Origin of the sequence: Mycobacterium sp. OAS707 (genome assembly GCF_014873705.1) — a bacterium.
Taxonomy (GTDB): Bacteria; Actinomycetota; Actinomycetes; order Mycobacteriales; family Mycobacteriaceae; genus Mycobacterium.
Window position 1 is genome coordinate 1441935 of sequence record NZ_JADBDS010000001.1, and the last position, 19717, is coordinate 1461651.

Annotated in this window: 18 protein-coding genes and 1 pseudogene; 2 read left to right on the forward strand and 17 right to left on the reverse strand. The window is 65.1% G+C overall.

The window, feature by feature from the left end; all coding sequences use genetic code 11:
• Window positions 1–52: 52 nt before the first annotated feature.
• From hpf to GGC64_RS07170, 9 genes are all read right to left on the reverse strand, one after another.
• Window positions 53–700 carry a ribosome hibernation-promoting factor, HPF/YfiA family gene (gene hpf, locus GGC64_RS07130; RefSeq protein ID WP_192722436.1) on the reverse strand — a complete coding sequence of 216 codons (648 nt, stop codon included), beginning with the start codon at window positions 698–700 and terminating at the stop codon, window positions 53–55.
• Between the two features lie 325 nt (window positions 701–1025).
• The gene (locus tag GGC64_RS07135; RefSeq protein ID WP_192721706.1) at window positions 1026–1655 is read right to left on the reverse strand and encodes a ComF family protein; all 630 of its coding nucleotides are present in this window, start codon (window positions 1653–1655) and stop codon (window positions 1026–1028) included.
• A 120-nt stretch (window positions 1656–1775) separates the two neighbouring features.
• Window positions 1776–2228: a ubiquinol-cytochrome c reductase iron-sulfur subunit gene (locus tag GGC64_RS07140; protein ID WP_192721707.1), complete on the reverse strand. Its 453-nt coding sequence runs from the start codon at window positions 2226–2228 to the stop codon at window positions 1776–1778.
• Window positions 2229–2242: 14 nt separating this feature from the next.
• Window positions 2243–2815 (reverse strand): DUF6529 family protein, encoded by a 573-nt coding sequence (locus tag GGC64_RS07145; protein ID WP_192721708.1) that lies wholly within the window; start codon window positions 2813–2815, stop codon window positions 2243–2245.
• Window positions 2808–3467 (reverse strand): hypothetical protein, encoded by a 660-nt coding sequence (locus tag GGC64_RS07150; protein ID WP_192721709.1) that lies wholly within the window; start codon window positions 3465–3467, stop codon window positions 2808–2810. The genes GGC64_RS07145 and GGC64_RS07150 overlap by 8 nt, the downstream gene beginning before the upstream one ends.
• A gap of 103 nt (window positions 3468–3570) precedes the next feature.
• Window positions 3571–5328: an MtrAB system accessory lipoprotein LpqB gene (gene lpqB / locus GGC64_RS07155; protein WP_192721710.1), complete on the reverse strand. Its 1758-nt coding sequence runs from the start codon at window positions 5326–5328 to the stop codon at window positions 3571–3573.
• Complete coding sequence (mtrB, locus tag GGC64_RS07160; RefSeq protein WP_192722437.1) at window positions 5325–6971, reverse strand: MtrAB system histidine kinase MtrB; 1647 nt, start codon at window positions 6969–6971, stop codon at window positions 5325–5327. The genes lpqB and mtrB overlap by 4 nt, the downstream gene beginning before the upstream one ends.
• 72 nt (window positions 6972–7043) lie before the next feature.
• Entirely contained in the window at window positions 7044–7730 is a 687-nt protein-coding gene (gene mtrA / locus GGC64_RS07165) for a two-component system response regulator MtrA (RefSeq protein WP_178360924.1), read from the reverse strand.
• A gap of 48 nt (window positions 7731–7778) precedes the next feature.
• Window positions 7779–8408: a dTMP kinase gene (locus GGC64_RS07170; protein WP_192721711.1), complete on the reverse strand. Its 630-nt coding sequence runs from the start codon at window positions 8406–8408 to the stop codon at window positions 7779–7781.
• 138 nt (window positions 8409–8546) lie between these two features.
• Here GGC64_RS07170 and GGC64_RS07175 point away from each other — a divergent pair, with 138 nt between their 5' ends.
• Window positions 8547–8903 carry a heme-binding protein gene (locus GGC64_RS07175; protein ID WP_370582055.1) on the forward strand — a complete coding sequence of 119 codons (357 nt, stop codon included), beginning with the start codon at window positions 8547–8549 and terminating at the stop codon, window positions 8901–8903.
• A 6-nt stretch (window positions 8904–8909) separates the two neighbouring features.
• Here the strand turns inward: GGC64_RS07175 and GGC64_RS07180 are convergent, their stop codons facing one another.
• From GGC64_RS07180 to GGC64_RS07210, 7 genes and pseudogenes are all read right to left on the reverse strand, one after another.
• A complete protein-coding gene (locus GGC64_RS07180) occupies window positions 8910–9461 on the reverse strand; it encodes a sigma-70 family RNA polymerase sigma factor (protein WP_192721713.1) in 552 nt (183 codons plus the stop codon).
• 100 nt (window positions 9462–9561) lie between these two features.
• Window positions 9562–11019 (reverse strand): adenosylhomocysteinase, encoded by a 1458-nt coding sequence (ahcY, locus tag GGC64_RS07185; RefSeq protein WP_192721714.1) that lies wholly within the window; start codon window positions 11017–11019, stop codon window positions 9562–9564.
• 140 nt (window positions 11020–11159) lie between these two features.
• Window positions 11160–11813 carry a TetR family transcriptional regulator gene (locus GGC64_RS07190; protein WP_370582016.1) on the reverse strand — a complete coding sequence of 218 codons (654 nt, stop codon included), beginning with the start codon at window positions 11811–11813 and terminating at the stop codon, window positions 11160–11162.
• Entirely contained in the window at window positions 11810–11992 is a 183-nt protein-coding gene (locus GGC64_RS07195; protein ID WP_192721716.1) for a rubredoxin, read from the reverse strand. The genes GGC64_RS07190 and GGC64_RS07195 overlap by 4 nt, the downstream gene beginning before the upstream one ends.
• Before the next feature lie 83 nt (window positions 11993–12075).
• A pseudogene (locus GGC64_RS07200) lies at window positions 12076–12177 on the reverse strand (rubredoxin); the annotation flags it as partial.
• The gene (locus GGC64_RS07205) at window positions 12174–13376 is read right to left on the reverse strand and encodes an alkane 1-monooxygenase (RefSeq protein WP_192722438.1); all 1203 of its coding nucleotides are present in this window, start codon (window positions 13374–13376) and stop codon (window positions 12174–12176) included. The pseudogene GGC64_RS07200 and the gene GGC64_RS07205, both read right to left, overlap by 4 nt.
• Before the next feature lie 109 nt (window positions 13377–13485).
• Window positions 13486–14970 (reverse strand): amino acid permease, encoded by a 1485-nt coding sequence (locus tag GGC64_RS07210; RefSeq protein WP_192721718.1) that lies wholly within the window; start codon window positions 14968–14970, stop codon window positions 13486–13488.
• Window positions 14971–15024: 54 nt separating this feature from the next.
• On the opposite strand from GGC64_RS07210, the gene GGC64_RS07215 reads away from it, so the two are divergent.
• Complete coding sequence (locus GGC64_RS07215) at window positions 15025–16395, forward strand: NAD(P)/FAD-dependent oxidoreductase (protein WP_192721719.1); 1371 nt, start codon at window positions 15025–15027, stop codon at window positions 16393–16395.
• 46 nt (window positions 16396–16441) lie between these two features.
• Here GGC64_RS07215 and GGC64_RS07220 read toward each other — a convergent pair whose 3' ends face one another.
• A complete protein-coding gene (locus GGC64_RS07220; RefSeq protein ID WP_370582017.1) occupies window positions 16442–19666 on the reverse strand; it encodes an adenylate/guanylate cyclase domain-containing protein in 3225 nt (1074 codons plus the stop codon).
• Between the last annotated feature and the right edge of the window lie 51 nt (window positions 19667–19717).

The following is a 19717-nucleotide window of genomic DNA, read 5'->3' on the forward strand; positions in this document are numbered from 1 at the left end:
GGTCCATCGTAGGTGACCCGTTGAAATTGCTGGTCGAAGCCGCTGGAAAGGGCTAGGCGAGCCTGATCAGTCCGTAGTCGTAGGCGTGCCTGCGGTACACGACGCACGGTTTGTCGCTCTGTTTGTCGTGGAACAGGAAGAAATCGTGGCCGACGAGTTCCATCTGGGAAAGTGCATCGTCGACGGTCATCGGGGTTGCCGGGTGCTCCTTGACGCGCACCACGCGACCGGGTTCATGATCGTCGATGGCGGCGCCGTCGACCTGCGGGTTTTCCTCGGCAAGCGGCGGAGCGGGCTGGAATGATTCCGGCTCTATCTTGGTGGCCTCGGCCAGCGAGACGGGCGTCTTGTCCCCGTAGTGGATCTTGCGGCGGTCCTTGTGGCGGCGCAGGCGGCTCTCGAGCTTGCAGACAGCCGATTCCAGGGCCGCGTAGAAGCTGTCGGCGCAGGCCTCGCCTCGGACAACGGGCCCGCGGCCTCGCGCGGTGATCTCTACGTGTTGACAGTTCTTGCGTTGGCGCCGGTTGCGCTCATGGTCTAGTTCGACGTCGAAGAGGTAGATGGTGCGGTCAAATCGTTCCAGGCGGGACAGTTTCTCTGAGACATAGATGCGGAAGTGGTCGGGAACCTCGACGTTGCGGCCCTTGACGACGACCTCAGCGTTCGGGGTTGGTTCGGGCGGCTCGTCCTCGATCACCATCGTTGTGCGGTCTGAGTCCACGGAATGGCTTGACATGCTTGGCAACTCGTTTCTCTACGGAGTCGCACGCTTCGCGTGCCCGGCTTGGCTTTCGGATTCCGCGCCGGCGGGCCTGCATGTCGCTTCGCCCTCCGGCGCAAGGTGTCGAGTACTCACCTCCTACCGCTGGTCGGCGATGCTGGCGCGTCGGGGTTGAGCGCCGCCGTGAGGCTTCACGGGTGGTTGTTGCCGACGGTAATCGTGTTCACCCGGTAGTGCCAGTAAATTCGCGGACCCGTTTTCAGTTCTTCACACAGGGTTGATTTGAATCTCGGTTGCCCGCGCGTCAGGCGTTGGCGATGGCAAGCACCGCGGCCACGTGAGCACCCGCGATGTGCAGGACGCGGACCGATTCCGAGGCGGTGGCGCCCGTGGTCACGATGTCGTCGACGACGAGCACCGCTCCCGTTACGGGCTTCGTGATCTTCACGCGGCCGGCGATGTTGCGCTGACGGTCGGCGCCCGACAGGCCGACGGAGTCGCGGACCATACCCCGCAGCCGCAGGGCCTGGACGACGGCGATCCCGGCGTGCTGCTTGGTGGCCGCCAGCGCGATCCGGGTGACCGGGTCACCGCCGCGGCGCCGGGCCGACGAGCGCCGGGTGGGTGCCGGGACGACGGTCAGCGGCGTGTCGATGACACCCCAGTCGAGGAGGCGATCGATGGCTTGTTCAAGCGCGCGGGCCAGCGGTGCGACCAGGTCGGCGCGGCCGTGCTCCTTGACCGCGACGATGGCGTCGCGGCGCGGGCCTGCGTAGCGACCGAGCGACAGGACGGGCACGCCGGGATCGACGCGCGGGGTGATCAGGTGGGGCTGGTCAGGCTTGACGGCAAGGTCCTGGGCGCAGGCGCGGCACCATCGCGTCGATGGGGCCCCGCAGCCGCCGCACTCGAGCGGCAAGACGAGGTCGAGCATGTGCGAAGTGTGGCGGCGAGGTACGACATCACCGTCGAGTGTGGGCTTGTGTCACGCCATTCGCCGTTTCGTGTGTATCAAGTCCACACTCGCCGCGGTACGACTTGGCCGCTGGTCCTCTCAGCCAAGGACAATCGAGTCACCCTGAACCGAGATGTTCTCGGTTGCGAGCGGTTTGTCCGCAGGCCCCTTGGCCACGGTGCCGTCGAGGTTGAACTTGCTGCCGTGGCACGGGCAGTCGATGGTGCCGTCGGCCACCTTGTCCACCATGCACCCCTTATGTGTGCATTTCGCGGAGAACCCCTTGAAGACACCGGCTGAGGGTTGCGTGACCACGATGTCGTCGACGATCACGCCGGACCCCACCGGCACATCGGCGGTCTTGGCGATGGACTTCGCCGCCGGGGTCGCGGTGCCGCCCGCGGTCGGGGCCGCGGTCGTAGTGGCGGATTCGCTTGCCGCTTCGGTCTTTTTGCCGTAGGTGCTGCATGCGGCCACAACCGCCGTCACCAGCCCCAGACCGGCACCGAGCAAAACCTTCTGCCGCGAGATGGGGAACTCTCCGATGTTCATACACAACCTTTCAGTTAGAACGTGACACCGTTGGTCTGGAAGAACCACAGGGCTGAGGTCAACCAGACATACACCAAACCGAAGAACACCAGGCCGCCGACAACCGGAATCACCCAGCTGCGAAGGCCTTTGCGGGTCAGCAAGATCATCTTCGTGACGAATGCGCCGTAAAAGAAGCACCCGAACAGCGAATGGAACAGCACGCGGTTGTCGTAGGACTCAAACCCCAACGCGTACAAGCAGTGCACGGCGACCGGAACACTGGTGAGCACCGCCAGCCGACCCGACCACACGTGCGCGGTGCCGATCCACGATGGCGCCTTGCCGCCCGGAACCAGCCGATACATCGCGAATGCCGAACCCAGCTGGAAAAGCGCCAACGCCACGGCCAGCGTCGCCAGCCAAGCCTTGACCGCAAGTCCGCTGGAGAAGCCGGCAAGGTTGATCGAAAAGAACTGTGGCTCATGTACTTTCCCGAACACCCCGAGCCCGCCGGCGACGAGCGCACCGAGCGCAACGGCAATCAACACCGCAACTGCCGACGACTTCGCAGGCACCGCGGCAGTCGAGGCCTCGGTATCAGACATTGCTGTCGCCCTCCACCCGAATCGCCTTGACCTCTATGCCGTCGATGTTCGCGATCCCGTCGGTCGTCAGCTTGGGGGCCGGGGCGGTCGAATTGTCTTCGCGCCGTTGCACTCCGGTCACCCCGCCCGTCGAGTCGACGATCCAGCTGTTGCGCACGCCCGCGTTCTCGTAGACATACAACCCAGCGGGTGGCTGCGCGACGGGCGCGTTGAAGTCCCACTTCTTTTCGCCGATGGACAAGGTTCCGACGATCGCACTGCCTTCGAGGTGGCCCTCGAGTCGGCTCGTCTTGTCCTTGTTCGCAAGGCTCACAGCGCCGTTGACGGCGCTACCCCGCAACCACGACTCGACGGCGTTGCCGTCGCAGGCATACGCGATGGCTTTGTCACCGTCGACGGTGATCTCCAACGTGAGCGTGCCGTTGGCGGTCGGCACCTTGCCGACGTAGTCGGCCTTGGCCGGGAACGCGGGCGGTGGCGGTGGCGTGCTCGGTGCGGGTGGCGGAGCGGCCGGCGTCGCGGCGGCTGTGGTGGTGGACTGGCTGTACGGATTCGCCGGCGCCGGGCCCTCCTTCGACATATTGATGAGTAATATGCCGACCCCGAGCACCGCCACCGCGGCGAGGGTGACTATCGGGCCGCGAATCTTCATCATCCCCTCCTGGGAGTTGAGCAAACACCTCTAGTGGTGTTTTGTCTGCACAACGGGCGATGCAGGGGGAAGGTTCAACGCAATTTCGCGCGAGGTTGGAAAGCTAGCCGGGCAACACGGGCAGCGCGTTTGGCATCATCAGCGGCCGCACCTCGGCCCACGCCGGATCGTTGTCGGCCGCCGAGCCGGATAGTTGAAGCACACCGCGCGCGTCGGCGACATAAACCGTCGACGGGTTGGCGGCCACAGTGGTGACCGGCATCAACAGGTTGCGGCTCGGGCCATCGGAGTTCACGCCGTCGAGGTTGACGTAGGACACCGGGTGCTGCGGGTCGGTGCGACTGACGACGATGTCGTCGCCGGTACGCCAGGCCAGCGACACCGCGGTATTGCCGAGCCCGAAGCCAAGCCGCCGTGGATATGTCAGCGCATAGCCGCCGCCCGCGGTCTGCTCGACAGCGGCGAGGATCACCTGACCCTCGATGACCATCGCGGCACGCGTTCCGTCCCGGGAGAGCTGGAGTTCAGCGATCACACCGGGGAAGCGCATCGACACCACACTGGAGTCGACGGGGATGCGGGCCGGTTGGCCTGAGGCATCTTGGATCGCGCGTACCACGTTGATGCCGTCGACCACCACCCAGATCGCGTCGTCGAGAGCCCAACTGGGCCGCGACAGCGTGCGCCCTTCCATCGCTTGTGTCGCATTGCCGTTCAGCGGGCCCACCCATAGCGACGACGCCATGTCGGGCGCGCCCGGCCGCAGCGTCACGATCGATGCCACTTCTTGTCCGGTGCGCGACACCGCCGCTGCGGTCTGGCCGGGCATCTGACCGAACTGGCCCGCCACCCGATTCGTCCGCTGGCCATCCAGTGACACCAGCGATCCGCCCACCAGTGCGTGCAGGCCGGCAGCGGCGCCGTCGGCCGCGCCGGGGTCGGTGGCCGCGACGTCGGAGGTGTCCCAGCCGTCGGCGAAGCGATCGTCCAGCGCCGCGCCGTCGGCGTTGATCACATACGGTCCGTTGATCCCGGCCCGGGACAGGGTCCAAATGATCTGTGCGGCAAGCAGTTGCCTGCTGTGCGGGTCTGTCGTCGATAGGTTTTCCAGGTCGACGCGGGCGCCGCCGTAGCCACGGCCCACACCCGTCTTGCCGCCATCGGCGCGCGTCACCGGCCCGCGCAACTTGAGCGGCGGACCAAGCAGGTTGCGCACCGTGTTGGTCATCTCCGGCCGGGGGCCTGCGATCAATTTGCTGACCAGTTCGGTGGCCAACTGGTCGGAGTCGGACACCGCGACGTACCGCGGGTCGGGTACGACGGTATGCCCGGTAGGGTCGGCGAAGTACAGCGTGTTGCGCTTGTACGTCGACTGGAACTGTTGCCAGTCAAGGAAAACGCCGTTGGGCAGCCTGTCGATGCGCCACCCGCCGGGTGTCTTGACCAATTCGATGGGACCGGGATCGGGCAGCGCGCCCTCCCCTGTTTCGAAGACACCGACATCCGACAGGGAACCGAGGATGTCGGCGCGCATGTTGACCGAAACATGTTCGGGGCCGCGAGTTTCGACGAAAACGACGTTGTCGATCAGTAGGGCGCTGCCGGCGTCATCCCATGCGCGCGAAGCGGATTCGGTGAGAAACTGTCGTGCCGCGAGATGGCGGTTGGCGGGATCGGCTGTCGCCTTGAGGAATTCACGCAACAGGACGTCGGGATCCATGCCCGGGGTCGGCTTGGGCAGGCTCGGCGGCGCCGGACGATCGACCGTACCGATGGCCTGCGGCGCGGACGAACTGGGTACTCCCGCGCAGCCCGTGAGGACGAACGCAAGCAGCCACAGTGCGGCAAGGACGCGTTTCACACGTTCTCCGCTGCGGGTTCGCGCTCGCGGTTTCGGCGCGGATTACGTTCTGGCCCAATGGGTTTCATCGGCAACGGGCTTGTGGTCACTTTGTGGCCGCGTACCAGCGGCAGCGTCAGCCGGAAGCAGGCGCCCTTGCCTGGTTCACCCCACGCCTCGAGCCGGCCCTGGTGCAGCCTGGCGTCTTCGATGCTGATCGCCAGGCCGAGACCGGTGCCGCCGGAGCGCCGCACCCGCGACGGGTCCGAGCGCCAGAACCGGGAGAACACCAGCTTCTCCTCGCCGGGCCGCAGCCCGACGCCGTAGTCGCGGACGGTAACTGCCACGGTGTCCTCGTCAGCGGCCATCCGGATACGCACCGGCTTGTGCTCGGCATGGTCGATGGCGTTGGCGATCAGGTTGCGCAGAATGCGCTCGACGCGCCGCGGGTCGACTTCGGCGATCACTTCTTCGGCGGGCATGTCTTCGATCAGCTCGATGTCGGCGTCCTGAGCCAGGTGGCCGACGTTGTCCAGCGCGCTCTGCACGGTGGAGCGCAGATCCACCGACTCGACCGACAGTTCGGCGACACCGGCGTCGTGGCGCGAGATTTCCAGCAGGTCGTTGAGCAGCGTTTCGAATCGGTCCAGCTCGTTGACCATCAGCTCGGTGGAGCGGCGCAGCGCAGGATCCAGGTCCTCGCTGTGGTCATAGATCAGGTCGGCTGCCATCCGCACCGTCGTCAGCGGGGTGCGCAGCTCATGGCTGACGTCGGAGGTGAACCGGCGCTGCAGGTTGCCGAACTCCTCGAGTTGGGTGATCTGGCGGTGCAGGCTTTCGGCCATGTCGTTGAACGACACTGCCAGCCGCGCCATGTCGTCCTCGCCGCGCACTGGCATGCGCTCGGTGAGGTGGCCTTCGGCGAAGCGTTCGGCGATCCGCGACGCCGACCGCACGGGCAGCACGATCTGGCGGGCAACCAACAAGGCGATCGCGGCCAGCAGGCCGAGCAGCACCACGCCGCCGGTCAGCATGGTGCCACGCACCAGCGCGATGGTGGATTCCTCGTTGTTCAGCGGAAAGATCAGGTACAGCTCGAGATTCGTCACCGGAGAGGACGTCGGGCTGCCGATGATCAGCGCCGGGCCGGAGAAACCGTCGGTGTGCACGGTTGCGTACTGATAACTGACCTGCCCGGCCTTCACGAAGTCGCGCAACGCGTTGGGTACCTGCTGCACCGGGCCTGCCGCCGTCGCGGCGCGGGGACCGTCGCCGGGAACGACGAGGACCGCGTCGAAGGTGCCCGCAAGTCCTGCGCCGGTGTCGGCCTTGCGGTCGATCAGAGTGTTTCGCGCCAACTGCAGGCTGCTGTCGAGCGACCGTGTTTCTTCACCGCCGACGATGCCACTGACGGTGTTGCGGGCGCGCTCGATCTCTTCGGTTGCGGCGCGGACCTTGACTTCGAGGATGCGGTCGGTGATCTGGCTGGTCAGCACGAAGCCGAGCACCAAGATGACGGCGAGCGACAGCCCGAGCGTGAGCACCACCACCCGCAGTTGCAGGGAGCGCTTCCACGCCAGACCCATCGCTCGACTCAGCGCCGCGAATCCGCGTAGCAGTGGTGCAGAACGCCGATGGATACGTCGCTTCGAGCGAAAGATCACGGCGACCGCCAAGCGGCAAAATTCACGGCCACCGCCGAGCGGTCAAAATCGCGGCGACGGCGAGCCGTCCGATCACGGGGGTCCGGCCTTGTATCCCACTCCTCGAACGGTCAGGACCACCTGCGGGTTCTCCGGGTCTTTCTCAACCTTGGCCCGCAAACGTTGGACATGCACGTTCACCAAACGGGTGTCCGCGGGGTGCCGGTAGCCCCACACCTGTTCGAGCAGCACATCACGAGTAAACACCTGCCGCGGTTTGCGCGCCAACGCCACCAGCAGGTCGAACTCCAGCGGTGTCAGTGAAATCTGCTCACCCTGCCGGGTGACCTTGTGGGCGGGCACGTCGATCTCGACATCGGCGATCGACAACATCTCCGCGGGCTCGTCCTCGTTGCGGCGCAGCCGGGCGCGAACTCGCGCTACCAGCTCCTTGGGCTTGAACGGCTTCATGACGTAGTCGTCGGCCCCGGACTCGAGGCCGAGCACCACGTCGACCGTGTCGGTCTTGGCTGTGAGCATGACGATCGGCACACCGGAGTCGGCGCGCAGCACGCGGCACACGTCGATGCCGTTCATGCCTGGCAGCATCAGGTCGAGCAACACCAAATCGGGCCGCAACTCGCGGACCGCCGTGAGTGCCTGCGTGCCATCGCCGATGACCGCGGTGTCGAAACCTTCCCCGCGCAGGACGATGGTGAGCATCTCGGCCAGCGACGGGTCGTCATCGACAACCAGAATCCTTTGCCTCATGGTGTCCATGGTGGCACCAGATTGCGATAAAACGCTGCTAGCACGCCCGCGAGTCGGCTATTGAGCCAGGTCTGCGGCGAGCGCGGCGGCGTTCACGTCGGGTCCGGCCACCAGCCAGCGCCCGCACCACTGCGCGGCGGCGAGCCCGGAGTAGACCTCGCCGGTGCGCCGCTGCAGCCCGTCGTCGCGTTCATAGGAGTCCTTGGCGCGGTCGGCCTCTTCGTTGGCGCGGCGCTCGGCGCGCTCGGCGGCCAGTTCGGTCGGCACGTCCAGGAGCACCTGGGCATCCGGCTTGGGCAGGTGCAGCCGCTCGTATTCGAGGGTGCGGACCCACTCGACGGCCTCGCCGTCGGCGCCCTGATGTAACCGCGCGGCGCTGTACGCGGCGTTGGAGGCGACGTAACGGTCGAGGATGACCACGTCGTACGCGGAGGTGAGGTGCGCGATTTCTGTTTTGGCGTTCGCGCGATCGAGGGCGAACAGCACGGCCATGGCATAGACAGACTGCGCCAGATCGCCGTGGCCGCCGTGCAGTGCCTCGGCGGCGAGGTCGGCTTCCACCGAATGGCCGTAGCGCGGGAACGCCAGGCTGGCGACGGACTTGTGGGCGGCTTCGAACGCCGAGCGCAGCCCGTTGGTCAGCGTGCGCTTGCCTGCTCCGTCGACACCCTCGATCACGATGAGCACGCGGGCAGCCTATCCGCCCGCCGTGAGGGCCTACCGTCGCCGAAACGTCCGCCGCCTGTGAGCACTGCCCGAATCTGCTGTGGAACTGCTTGCGATGGCGGCGCATGAGTGCCCGTTGTGCGCAGACTGTGAGACATGATGTTGACTCGCCTCGCCGCCGCCGTATTCACGGGCGCAGGAGTCGGTGCGGCGCTGTTTGCCGGCAGTCCCCTCGCTCATGCCGACCAGGACCCCGCCGCAGATCCGCCGAACTGCAGCGCAGCCGATCTCGAAGGCGTGCGGTCAGGGGTCTCGGCAGCGACGTCGGCCTATCTGTTCACCCATCCCGACGTGAACTATTTCTACACAAGCCTCGAAGGCCTCACGCGGGCTCAGGTCGCCGAAAAGACCAAGGCCTACTTGAACTCTCACCCCGATGTCCAGGCGGACATGACCAATATTCGGCAGCCGCTCATCGATATCAAGCAGCGGTGCGCTGCTCCGCCCAGCCCCTAACCGGGACTACGCCGCGTAGCCACGCTCCGCGGCAACGCGCATGAGCAGCCTCCGCAGATTGGCGCGCCCGCGGTGCAGTCGTGACATCACCGTGCCCAGCGGCACGTCCAAGATCTCGGCAATCTCCTTGTACCGGAAGCCTTCTACGTCGGCGTAGTAGACCACCAACCGCTGACCCTCCGGCAGAGCCTGCAGCGCATCACGCACGTCCTCATCGCCCATCGCCTCCAACACAGCCAGTTCGGCCGACGGGTTTCTGGCCGCAGCAGGCCACACTTCGGCAACGTCACCAGAGAGCACTTCGTCAACACGTCGCTGCGCGCTGCGATACGAACTGATCCAGGTGTTCGTCAGGATCCGAAAGAGCCATGCACGCACATTGGTTCCGTCCGAGAACCTGTGAAATCCTGCGTACGCCTTGACCATCGTCTCCTGCACGAGGTCTTCAGCGTCCGCCGGCCGGCGCGTGTAGCGAAGCGCCGCGCGGTAGAGCTGATCGACCAACGGCAACACATCGCGGACGAAACGTGCCGAGACGTCATCTGTCCAGTCGCTCATATGAGCAGCTTGGCACCTCAAGTGGACTTGAGGTCAAGCCATTTTGCCGAAGACGCAAAACCCCCGACGCGTTATGCGCCGGGGGTTTCGTCGCGTTACGTCAGTAGCGGTAGTGCTCGGGCTTGTATGGGCCCTCGACGTCGACGCCGATGTACTCCGCCTGCTCCTTGGTGAGCTTGGTCAGCGTGCCGCCGAGCGCCTCGACGTGGATGCGCGCCACCTTCTCGTCCAGGTGCTTGGCCAATCGGTAGACGGCGTTGTCGTACTCGTCGTTCTTGGTCCACAGCTCGATCTGTGCGATCACCTGATTGGAGAAGCTGTTGCTCATCACGAACGACGGGTGACCGGTCGCGTTGCCCAGGTTCAGCAAGCGGCCCTCGGACAGCACGATGATCGACTTGCCGTCGTCGAACGTCCACTGATCAACCTGCGGCTTGATGTTCAGACGCTTGGCGCCCGACTTCTCGAGTGCGGCCATCTGGATCTCATCGTCGAAGTGACCGATGTTGCCCAGGATCGCCTGGTGCTTCATCGCCTTCATGTGATCGAGGGTGATGATGTCCTTGTTGCCCGTCGAGGTGATGATGATGTCGGCCTCGCCGACACCCTGCTCGACGGTCACCACGTCGAAGCCGTCCATCAGCGCCTGCAGCGCGTTGATCGGATCGATCTCGGTGACGGCCACGCGCGCGCCCTGGCCCGCCATCGACTCCGCGCAGCCCTTGCCGACGTCGCCGTAGCCACAGATCAGCACCTTCTTGCCGCCGATCAGCACGTCGGTGCCACGGTTGATGCCGTCGATCAGCGAGTGCCGGGTGCCGTACTTGTTGTCGAACTTGCTCTTGGTAACCGAGTCGTTGACGTTGATCGCCGGGAACGGCAGCTCACCGGCAGCCTCGAACTGGTAGAGCCGCAGCACGCCGGTCGTGGTCTCCTCGGTGACGCCCTGAACCGACTCGGCGATCTTCGTCCACTTGTCCTTTTCGGTTTCGAAGCGCGTCCGCACCAGGTTGAGGAACACCTTCCACTCGGCGGAGTCGTCCTCCTCGGCGGGCGGCACCACACCGGCCTTCTCGTACTGCGCACCGCGCAGCACCAGCATGGTGGCGTCACCGCCGTCGTCGAGGATCATGTTGGCCGGCTCGCCCGGCCAGGTCAGCATCTGCTCGGCGGCCCACCAGTACTCCTCGAGCGTCTCGCCCTTCCACGCGAAGACCGGGGTGCCCTTGGGCTCCTCGGGTGTGCCGTGCGGGCCGACGACGACGGCCGCCGCGGCGTGGTCCTGGGTGGAGAAGATGTTGCAAGACGCCCAGCGAACTTCGGCGCCGAGGGCGACCAAGGTCTCGATCAGCACCGCGGTCTGCACGGTCATGTGCAGCGAGCCGGAAACCCGGGCTCCCTTCAGCGGCTGCACATCGTGGTACTCGCGCCGCAGCGACATCAGGCCTGGCATCTCGTGCTCGGCCAGCCGGATCTCCTTGCGGCCGAACTCGGCCAAGGACAGATCAGCCACCTTGAAGTCGATGCCGTTGAGCACGTCGGCCTTCAACTCAGTCATGTATTAGAGCCCTTCTTCGTTCGTCATTGCCAATGTGCGCACGGACGTACGCAGCGGCGACACCCATGCGGAAACCCCCTTAGCCTGCGGGCTCGCGGGACAGGCGCTTGTGCGGTTGAACAGCAGGGGCGCTCTGACAGCTAAGGAGTATCTACAACACCGTAGCGTTCGGCGAACGGCGTCATCAAACGGGCGAGGTCGCGGGCGACGTCGTGGTCGGCCTCCGGCGGCATCGAAACGTAGCTCATGGCGAGCCTGACGATGGCCCGGGCAAGGACCCCCGCATCCTCCTCGCTCGTGCGCACCCAGCTATTCATGAAGGTCTCGGTCAGCCGTTCCGAACAGCGCGTGATGATCGGCGCGGAGTCCGTGGTGATCAGCTGTAACAGGTCTGGTTTGGTGGTACCGGTCAACAGCGAGATCACCAGCGGGTCTGCGGCCGACTCGGCGAAGAAGTCGCGGAATCCCTGCAGAAACGCGGCGTAGATGTCGCCGACGTTGCCTCCGATCGCGTCTTCGATTTGATCCACCAGGCGGTCGGCGAGCCGCAGCGCATAGCCCTGCGCCAGCCCCTGGCGCGATCCGAATTCGTTGTAGATCGTCTGGCGGCTGATGCCTGCGGCCTTCGCGACGTCCGACAGCGTGATCGACGACCAATCACGGCTCACCAGGAGTTCCCGCATGCCGTCCAAAATCGAATCGCGCAGCAGCACCCGGGACGCCTCGGCGTACGGAATGCGCTGCGCGGTTCGATGGTCGCGCGGGCTAGTCACACGCGCAACCGTAGCGGTCACGACCGTGCGACCTCCACCATCTCGAAATCGGATTTCGCCGCGCCGCAGTCCGGGCAGCTCCAGTCGTCGGGGATGTCGTCCCACCGGGTGCCCGGGGCGATGCCGTCCTCCGGCCAGCCCTTGGCCTCGTCGTATTCGAATCCGCACTGCACGCAGATGAACAGTCTGTAGTCGGTCATTTCATTACCTCGTCCTTCTTTTCAGAAATCTCTTCGAAGTCGGCCTTCTCGCGTACTGCACAGTCCGGGCAGCACCAGTCTTAGGGGATTTCGCTGAACGGCGTGCCAGCGGGAAACCCTTCCCGCGGTGCGCCTTTCGCTTCGTCGTAGGTGTAGTCACAACCCGGGCAGCGGTACGTGCTCATGCCCGTGCTCCGTACTTGGCCATCACCTTGTCGCGCATCCGTGGCTGCACGTTGACGCGGGTGATGTCGCCGTCGTAGTGCTCGAGCACCCGGTGATCCATCACGCGACGCCATAGCGGCGGGAAGTAGGTCAGCGCGATCATCGACGCGTATCCGCTCGGCAGGTTCGGCGCGCCCTCCATGCTGCGCAGCGTCTGGTAGCGCCGCGTCGGGTTGGCATGGTGATCGCTGTGCCGCTGCAGGTGGTACAGGAACAGGTTGGTCACGATGTGGTCGGAGTTCCAGCTGTGCACCGGCGCGCACCGCTCGTAGCGACCGCTTTCCAGCTTCTGGCGCAGCAGGCCGTAGTGCTCGAGGTAGTTGACCGTCTCCAACAGCGTGAAGCCGAACACCGCGGAGATCACGACGTATGGGATGAGTGCCACGCCGAAGACCGCGATCAGGATGCCGTAGAACACCACCGACATCGCCCACGCGTTGAGCACATCGTTGGACCAGTGCCACGGACTCTTGCCGGCACGTCGCAGCCGCTGGGCTTCCAGTTCCCACGACGACTTCAGACTGCCAAATACGCTGCGCGGCAAGAACTCCCAGAACGTCTCTCCGAAACGGGCCGACGCGGGGTCCTCCGGGGTGGCGACGCGGACGTGGTGGCCGCGGTTGTGCTCGATGTAGAAGTGGCCGTAGCAGGTCTGGGCCAGCGTGATTTTCGACAGCCAGCGCTCGAGTTCGTCCTTCTTGTGGCCCATTTCGTGTGCGGTGTTGATGCCGACGCCTCCGAGCACACCCACCGAGAGCGCCAGACCGATCTTCGCCGGCCAGCCCACGCCGCCGTCGAAACCCAGCCAGCTCAGGTCGGACGCGGTGAACAGGTACGCGCCCAGGATCACGCTGGCGTACTGGAACGGGATGTAGATGTAGGTGCAGTAGCGGTAGTACTTGTCGTTCTCCAACCGCTCCATCACCTCGTCGGGCGGGTTCTGACCATCGGGACCGAAGCGAAGGTCAAGCGCCGGCAGCAGGATGTAGAGCAGGATCGGCCCGATCCAGAACGGCACCTGGGCCGCCGCGTGCCAACCCCACTGGTTGAACGCCCACACCAACGGCAGCATCACGAACAGCGCCGTCGGCGCGATCAGCCCCATCAGCCACAGATGGCGCTTCTTATCGCGCCACTGGGTGACCTCGAGGTCGGACATTTGAGTGGTCACTACATGCCTCCTGAAGTGAGTGCCATCACGTTCAGTTGACTATAGAGCCGATTTTGTCGGCTGTCTAGACACAGAGGCGCGTTTTGTAAAGAACGGGCTAGGAGCTGGCAAGTACCTCTTCCCGTTGCGCCAGCGCCGAGTGCCTGCGCCCATAGGCGAAATAGATGACCACGCCGACGGCCATCCAGACCACGAACCGGATCCAGGTCAGCGTCGTCAGGTTCAACATCAGCCACACGCAAGCGAGGATCGACAGAATCGGCACCAGGGGAACCCCCGGTGCTCGGAAACCGCGTTCCAGGTCGCCGCGCGTGCGGCGCAGGATCATCACACCGGCGGACACCAGGACGAACGCGAACAGCGTGCCGACGTTGACCATCTCCTCGAGCTTGGCGATGGGAAACAGCGCCGCCGTCAGCGCCACGACAACGCCGACCAGCACCGTGATGCGCACCGGCGTGCCGCGCTCACCGGTCTGCGCCAGACTGGCGGGCAACAGCCTGTCGCGGGACATCGCGAACAACACCCGCGACTGCCCCAGCATCAGCACCATGACCACGGTGGTCAGACCGGCCAGGGCGCCGATTGCAATCACTTTGGCCGCCCAGTCGACGCCGTTCAGTTCGAAGGCCGTCGCGAGGTTGGCGCCGGAATCCTCACCCGCGCTCTTCAGGTCGGAGTAGCGCACCATGCCCGACAGCACCACCGACACCGCGACGTAGAGCAGGGTGACGATGATCAACGAGGCGATGATGCCGCGCGGTACATCGCGCTGTGGCCGCTTGGTCTCCTCGGCGGTGGTGGCCACGACGTCGAACCCGATGAACGCGAAGAACACGATCGACGCGCCGGCCAGCACCCCATACCAGCCGTATGTGCTGCTGCCTGCGCCGGTGAGCAACGAAAACAGTGACTGCTCAGTCGCGTCGGAGCCGCCTGCCGCAGGCGGCGGAACGAACGGCGAATAATTGGCGGCCTTGATGAAGAAGGCGCCCACCACGATCACCAAGAGCACGACACCCACCTTGATCGCGGTGATGACCGCGCTGACGCGCGACGACAACTTGGTGCCCAACGCCAGCAGCACTGTCAATACGGCGACAATAAGCAGAGCCCCCCAGTCAAACTTCAGTGGCCCCAATTCCACTGTCCCGCCGGAGAATCCGAAGACTGTGCCGAGATACGTCGACCAACTCTTGGAGACCACCGCGGCACCGACCGCGAACTCCAGAATCAGATCCCAACCGATGACCCATGCGATGAACTCGCCGAACGTCGCGTACGAGAACGTGTACGCGCTGCCTGCCACCGGCACGGTCGATGCGAATTCGGCGTAGCACAGCGCCGCCAGGCCGCATGCGATGGCAGCGATGATGAACGAGACGGAGATCGCGGGACCGGTGATGTTGCCCGCGGTCGAGGCGGTGACGGTGAAAATGCCCGCGCCGACCACCACGGCGACGCCGAACACCGTGAGGTCCCACCAGGTGAGGTCCTTACGCAACCGCGTCGAGGGCTCGTCGGTGTCCTCGATCGACTGCTCAACAGACTTGACTCGCCAACCCAAAGAACCCGTAGCCATCACCGGCCCCTTCCTGGTCCCGCCAGCCGGGATCTATTCGGTACTGTTCCCCCGATGGGGCGGAGTTATAACCACGCGATCGTGATAGGTGCCAGCCTGGCCGGCCTGTGCGCAGCGCGGGTGCTGTCAGACGTCAGCGAGCAGGTCACCGTCTACGAGCGCGACCCACTGCCTGCCGGCCCCGAGAACCGCGCCGCCGTCCCGCAGGGCAAGCACGTGCACCTGCTGATGGCGCGCGGTGCGCAGGAGTTCGAACAGCTGTTTCCAGGCCTTCTCGAGAAGATGGTGGCCGACGGTGTGCCGATCCTCGAAAATCGGCCCGACTGCATCCATTTCGGGGCCGCCGGTCACGTGCTCGGCACCGCCCATCGGCTGCAGGACGAGTTCACGGCATATGTGCCGAGCCGGCCGCAGCTGGAGTGGCAGATCCGGCGCCGCGTGCTGGCCATCGACAACGTCGACATCGTCTCGGCCGCGGTGAGCGAACCGATCTTCGACGCCGCACAACAGCGTGTGACCGGGGTGCGACTCGACTCCGGCGAGGTGGTCGACGCCGACCTGGTCGTCGACGCCGCGGGCCGCGGCACCCGGCTGCCGGTGTGGCTGGAGGCATGGGGATACGGGCGTCCACATGAGGAGACCGTCGACGTCGGCATCGCATATGCCAGCCACCAGGTGCGTGTTCCTGACGGTTTGCTGGCCGAGAAGGTCGTGGTGGCCGGCGCATCACGCGCACAACCGCTGGGCATCGGAATGCTCTTCTACGAAGACGGCAACTGGAACGTCACGACGTTCGGAATCGGCAGGGTCGAGCCACCGCAGACCTTCCCCGAGATCCTCGACCTCGCCGACGAAATCCTGCCCGCACACGTGTCGTCGGCCTTGCGCCGCGGCACTCCGCTCGGCGAGATGGCCTTCCACAAGTACCCGACCAGTCGGTGGCGCCGCTACGACAAGCTCGAGCGTTTCCCCGAAGGCATCATTCCGTTCGGCGACTCGGTGGTGAGCTTCAACCCGACGTTCGGCCAGGGCATGACCATGACGGCGATCCAGGCAAGCAACCTGCGCACGGTGCTGGCTCTTGGAGACGTCGATGTCGCGGGCCGACTGGCCAAGGCCACCGCCAAGACGACGTGGCCGGTCTGGATGATGACCTCGATCGGGGATCTCACGCTGCACAACGCGACCGGCGACACGAAGTGGTGGTACAAGCCTGTCGGCAACCTGTTCGACCAATTCCTCGGCGCCGCGGAGACGGATCCCGTTCTGGCCGAATGGTTTTTACGCCGATTCAGTTTGCTCGACAGCCTCTACATGGTGCCCTCGGCCCGGTTGATCGGTCGCACCGTCCGGCACAACATGCGGATGTGGCTGGCTGACCGGCGACGACCGGCCGTTGCGCGGGCAAAAAGCCCGGTTGGCTGACGAAATACGAGGTGCGCCGACCACTGGACGTAGCTGAGCTGCGGCCTCACAATCCCGGTGTGTCCGGCTGGGCGAGCCCTAAAGCATCACGGGCCCGGGCCATTTCGGTCAATATGCTATCGGCTGGCATTCGTTCGACAACGCTCGTCAGCGCGAGACGAGCGGGCGCGCCACGCAGCGCGTAATCATCAAGGGCCGCACGCAATTCGAATAGCGTGGCGCCCTGACAGCGCGCGAGTTGTATTGCGCCATCAACGTCGGCTTGCCGGTCCGTGGGGTCCTTCTGGACGGACCCACGTATTCGCAGTAGTTCCGCGTCGTAGAAGTGCATCTGGGTGGTGCGCGCGAACTGAAGTGCGGTGTCAAGGCGGCTGCGGGCCGCTTCTGGTTGTCCGGCGGCGCTCAACAGTCGGCTGAGGACAGCGTCGTAGTACGTGCGGAATCGATTGATTTCGAGCGTGCGCCAAGTCTCAAGGAGGCTACTCAGGGTGTCGATATGACTATTGAGGGTTGTATCGCCCTCGGCTACGGCGGTGAGGCCGTCGACTGCAGCGCGGCACGTGTCGCCTTCCAGTCGCCACTGATCGAAACCATGTCGCTCGGCCAGTTCGCTGACTTCTGCGGCAAGGGCTCCGGCACGGTCGAGATGACCGGCCTCCATGTGCATCCAGGTTTGGAGTGATCGAGTGAACGCCAAGCTGTACGGGCCTCGAGGGAATGCCTGGTCCGTGGCTCGCTGGGCCGCCTGAGTCAGCAGGCCGTCGGCGCCGGCGAGATCGCCTCGAAAGAGATGAACCACTCCTAGGTGCATCCGCGCGTGTGTCTCAGGATCTGTGAGGTTGCGCCAGACGGCGCCAATCCTGCGGACGTCTTCGCCGGCCAGGCCGACCAGCGCCTCCTCGAAATGAGAATGGGCGTCGCTGAACTCGCCACGGCGGAATGCCAGCACACCCGCCATCTCCGCGATCACGGCACGGCGCGCCTGGTCTCCGTGTTCGAGGCCTGTCCGCAGCGACTCAATCAGTTGGGCTACCCGCCGCAAATCCGCACGTACCGTGAAATAGCCAACGACCGCCACCAGCGCCGCGAAAAGTTCGTCGTCTCGCAGATCCGTACCAGCTAGCTGCAAGCATCGTTCGAAATCGACGGCGGCGGCTTGGCTTTGATAGCCGTCTGCGGCAGAAGTCAGCAGGCCCCGCTCGAGCCGTGCCGATCTTTCGGCGTGGTCGCGGCTGGGACCCGACGCGCTATAGGCCAGCTGCGCAAGTGACTGGCTGAGATAAGTGCGCGCCTCGGCAAGTGCGCCGCGCCGGCGAGCCTCGCTGGATGCCCGCTGATAGGCCGACGCAGCCTCATCGAAGCGCTCTGCCTGCTCGTAGTGGGCGGCGGCCAATCGCCAATCCGGGTCACCCGCGGCCGTCAGGGCGTCAGCCACCTTTCCGTTAATTCTCCGGCGCACTGATGGCGGCGCCAGCTCGGCGGCGACTTCGCGCAGCAGCTCGTGGCGAAAGCGCCAGTTGCCAGTTCCAAACTGCTCGAGCACTCGCGCATCTGTGAGATCGTCGAGGGCCTTGTTGATGGCTTCATCCCCGAGGCCGACCACTGCACAAAGCAGGTCGCGATCGATCTCCCGACCAATGATGGCGGCGACTTCCACCACCGGCATGACGTCGGGACTGGTGCGCAGCCGGGCGAATAGCGGCTCATACAACGTCTCGGGTACGCCGACGTCGTTGTGCCCGTTGACGACCTCTTCGATGTAGAAGGGCACACCGTCGCAGCGGCGCGCTACCGCGGCGCGATCCTGGGCCGACATACCGGGGTCGAGGGCGCAGATCAGATCATCGGTCTGCTGTTCGGTCAACGGCGTCAGGTCCACGACGGTTGCCGGCCACCCGGCCGGCAACCACTCTCCTGGGCGTCCGGTCGCCACCACCATCAAGGCGCCGTTTGCGTTGTCGCGCAAGGAGCTGAGGATCTCAATGGTGGAGTGATCGAACCAGTGCATATCTTCGGCCACCACCAGCCCGGGGGCATTCCTCAAGCAGGCCAACAGGTAATCGCGGACGGCATCACCGATCTGTTCGTAGAGTTTGTGGCCCTGGACGGCGACAGGCTCATAACCCGCTTCGGTGCTGATACTCAATACCGGCGCCAGCAGGGAGATGAGTGCCGACCCCAGCCCGAGAGCGCGCACCTCGTCGCCGAGCAGGCGCAGCCGTTCGGCTGCTTCAGTGGTGCGACCGATGCCGCACCGGCGCTCGAGCAGGGCACGGACCGGGTGCAGGCCGGCGTCGGTGTGAAACGGCGATCCCACAAGCTCCAACACGACGCCGCCGTCACGCCGGATCAGCTCACCAGCGGCGGCAGCCAGGTGGCTCTTCCCAATTCCGGCCTCACCGCGAAAAACCACAGCAGGTGGAGCGAGCACGCCGGATTTCGCTTGCGCCCAACACATTTCCAGTCGATTGAGCTCCGAATCGCGGCCCACCGTAGGACCCACACTCAGGCGGTGCGACGGCGCCCGCTCGCCGACAACGCGGTGATAGGCGATCGGTTCCGTGACACCCTTGACTGGTGCTGCGGCCCGGGCCTCAAGGTCAAACCTATTGCGTATCAACCTCTCAACCGGTTCGGAAACCACCACCGCTCCCGGTGGAGCCAGGTTCGAAACGCGAGCAGCCAGGTTGGCGCCCAACCCATCGACGCCGCCTCGAGCCTTGTCTAAATACACCAATCCGCGATGCACCCCGACCCGGACACTGATCACGACTCCGAAGCGCCGCCGAGCTTGCTCACTGAGCCGGGACACGTCCCGGCAGACGTCCAGTCCTGCCCGCACTGCCCGGCAGACATCGTCCTCGTGTGCGATCGGGTAACCGAATAACGCGAGTAGCCCGTCACCCTTAACGGAGTCGATATGGCCCTCGTAACGATTCACGGCACGCTGGACCGCATCTCGATAGCGACCGACCACCGTGCCGTACGTCTCCGGCTCCACTTGGGTGGAAAGGGCCGTTGAGTCGACTAGGTCGGCGAAGAAGATCGTGAGCCGCCGGATCTCGCCCCCATCGCCAGGCGCCGCCAACAAGTCCTCGGCGTCGATGTTGCCTTGGTCTACCGTCAGCACCTGGCCGGCTAACGCGGTCGCGGTGGCGAGGTCACCCCGATTGATCGCTTCGATCGCATCATCGAGCCACTCGTCAATCGACGAGCTTTGCTTTTCGCGGATACCGCCGTCTTTTGACGAGCGCACCCCGCCTTCAACCACGCGATCTATCGTGTCATCACCACGGTAAAGGCGTGCGCTAAAGCGCAGCGC

Coding starts and splice junctions, on each gene's coding strand:
- mtrA (WP_178360924.1), bottom strand. CDS start 7,730: ATGGACACCATGAGGCAAAGGATTCTGGTTGTCGATGACGACCCGTCG.
- ahcY (WP_192721714.1), bottom strand. CDS start 11,019: ATGACTGAGTTGAAGGCCGACGTGCTCAACGGCATCGACTTCAAGGTG.
- GGC64_RS07210 (WP_192721718.1), bottom strand. CDS start 14,970: ATGGCTACGGGTTCTTTGGGTTGGCGAGTCAAGTCTGTTGAGCAGTCG.
- GGC64_RS07195 (WP_192721716.1), bottom strand. CDS start 11,992: ATGACCGACTACAGACTGTTCATCTGCGTGCAGTGCGGATTCGAATAC.
- GGC64_RS07205 (WP_192722438.1), bottom strand. CDS start 13,376: ATGTCCGACCTCGAGGTCACCCAGTGGCGCGATAAGAAGCGCCATCTG.
- GGC64_RS07215 (WP_192721719.1), top strand. CDS start 15,025: ATGGGGCGGAGTTATAACCACGCGATCGTGATAGGTGCCAGCCTGGCC.
- GGC64_RS07175 (WP_370582055.1), top strand. CDS start 8,547: ATGTTGACTCGCCTCGCCGCCGCCGTATTCACGGGCGCAGGAGTCGGT.
- GGC64_RS07180 (WP_192721713.1), bottom strand. CDS start 9,461: ATGAGCGACTGGACAGATGACGTCTCGGCACGTTTCGTCCGCGATGTG.
- GGC64_RS07150 (WP_192721709.1), bottom strand. CDS start 3,467: ATGAAGATTCGCGGCCCGATAGTCACCCTCGCCGCGGTGGCGGTGCTC.
- GGC64_RS07140 (WP_192721707.1), bottom strand. CDS start 2,228: ATGAACATCGGAGAGTTCCCCATCTCGCGGCAGAAGGTTTTGCTCGGT.
- hpf (WP_192722436.1), bottom strand. CDS start 700: ATGGTGATCGAGGACGAGCCGCCCGAACCAACCCCGAACGCTGAGGTC.
- GGC64_RS07145 (WP_192721708.1), bottom strand. CDS start 2,815: ATGTCTGATACCGAGGCCTCGACTGCCGCGGTGCCTGCGAAGTCGTCG.
- GGC64_RS07135 (WP_192721706.1), bottom strand. CDS start 1,655: ATGCTCGACCTCGTCTTGCCGCTCGAGTGCGGCGGCTGCGGGGCCCCA.